1 protein-coding gene is annotated in these 1,545 nt (G+C 64.1%); it reads right to left on the minus strand.

Annotated elements, in window-relative coordinates:
• Positions 1–161: 161 nt before the first annotated feature.
• Positions 162–1,487, minus strand: coding sequence for an IS1182 family transposase (locus tag Q1W68_RS12920; protein ID WP_300649872.1), 1,326 nt, complete (start codon positions 1,485–1,487; stop codon positions 162–164).
• Positions 1,488–1,545: the final 58 nt, after the last annotated feature.

The raw sequence follows: 1,545 nt of genomic DNA on the forward strand, positions 1-1,545 counted from the left end.
GCTAGGAGTCTGCGCGGCAGAGCGTTTTGTCGGACGACTTGATGCGTGAGGAGTTGCCGGCGCAGTTGATTTGACGGTTGATGGGCCAAAGCGGAGCAGGATGCGCCTGCTGGAGCGTCTGAAGAGGGGAATTCACGGCCTCTTGGCGCCCTGGATTGCCCTCAAGTTGCTCGCAAACTGCACATCCTCCTCAGGTTGAGCGCCAGACACACGAGCTTGAACTCGGCCTTGACCTTCTCCAATCCCCGCAGGCTGAACTGCCTGAAGCCCAGAACGCTCTTGATCCACCCGTTGGGTGCCTCCACGATCCACTTCCTCTTGCGGTAAGCGGCCCGTCCTTGGGGCGTCCTCAGCTTGGCATCCATGGCCGCGGTGTGCGGGTACTGTTCGGTGTCGATACTCACCGCCTGCTTGCCCTCGCGCCCCAGCGCCACGATCAGCTCGCTCGGGCTGTCCTTGAGCTGCTCGAACACCGCCTCCGAGCGAAACCCCGCATCGGCCAGCACCTGCTCCGCGTCCTCGCCCAGGTTGGCCTTCACCGCCGCCAACAGCACCGGCAAGCGGTCGCTGTCGGCAGCGGTGTTGCTCAGTTCGGCCGCCACCACGATCTGCGCGGCCTCGTCCACCGCCGTGTGCGCGTTGTAGCTGTAGTCGTAGCCACCACCGGCGCGCTTCATGATCCGGCTGTCCGTGTCGGTGAAGCTCTCCTGGGCGTTGTCCTTGGGTACGCCGAAGTCGCGCTTGTAGCGCCCGCCCTTGGGTTTTCCGTCCTTGTCGCGGGGTTTGCGCTGATCGTCCTTGTTGCGCCCCCGTGCGGCATCGGCCTCTTGCTGGCGCTGCTCCAGGCGCAGCTTGGCCGCCGTGATCGCGCTCAACCGGTCGGCTCTGCGCTTGATCTCGCTGGGAATGTCGATTTCAGGCTCGTTCTTCTCCAGGTCATCGGCCGCCCGGGCCCGGTTGAGCAGCCCGTCGATCTGCGCCTTGAGTTCGGCCTCGGCCTTGAGCATGCGCTCGTAGCTCATGGCCTTGTGACGGCTCGCGTTGGCTTTGAGCTTGGTGCCGTCCACCGCCACAGTGCCCAGCTTGACCAGGCCGCACTCGCGCGCCAGGCGCACCACCTGCACGAACAAGTCCCCCAGCTCTTGCAGGTGCAGTGCCCGAAAGTCCGAAAGCGTGCGGTGCGCCGGATAGTTCTCTGCAGCCAGCACGCGCAAGGCCACGTCATCGTGCAGCTTGGCCGCCAGCTTGCGCGAGCTGAAGGTGCCCGTGGCGTAGCCGTAAATAAGAACCTTGACCATCATGGCCGGGTGGAAGGGCTGGTTGCGCGGCCCGCCCTTGGCATACCGAACGTGAAAGGCGCTCAAATCAAGACTGTCGACGCTGTCGCTGATGAAGTACGCCAGGTGGCCCTCGGGCAGCCAGTCTTGAAGGGCGTCGGGCAACAGCCGTTGCTGTTGCGGTTCGTAGGGTAGGTAACTTGTGGCCATGACCGCAATCTACCAAGCCTTCGCAAACTCGTCACGCTTCTGCCGCGCAGACTCCTAG

Source organism: Hydrogenophaga sp. (assembly GCF_030158645.1).
Lineage (GTDB): Bacteria > Pseudomonadota > Gammaproteobacteria > Burkholderiales > Burkholderiaceae_C > Hydrogenophaga.

Coding starts and splice junctions, on each gene's coding strand:
- Q1W68_RS12920 (WP_300649872.1), bottom strand. CDS start 1,487: ATGGCCACAAGTTACCTACCCTACGAACCGCAACAGCAACGGCTGTTG.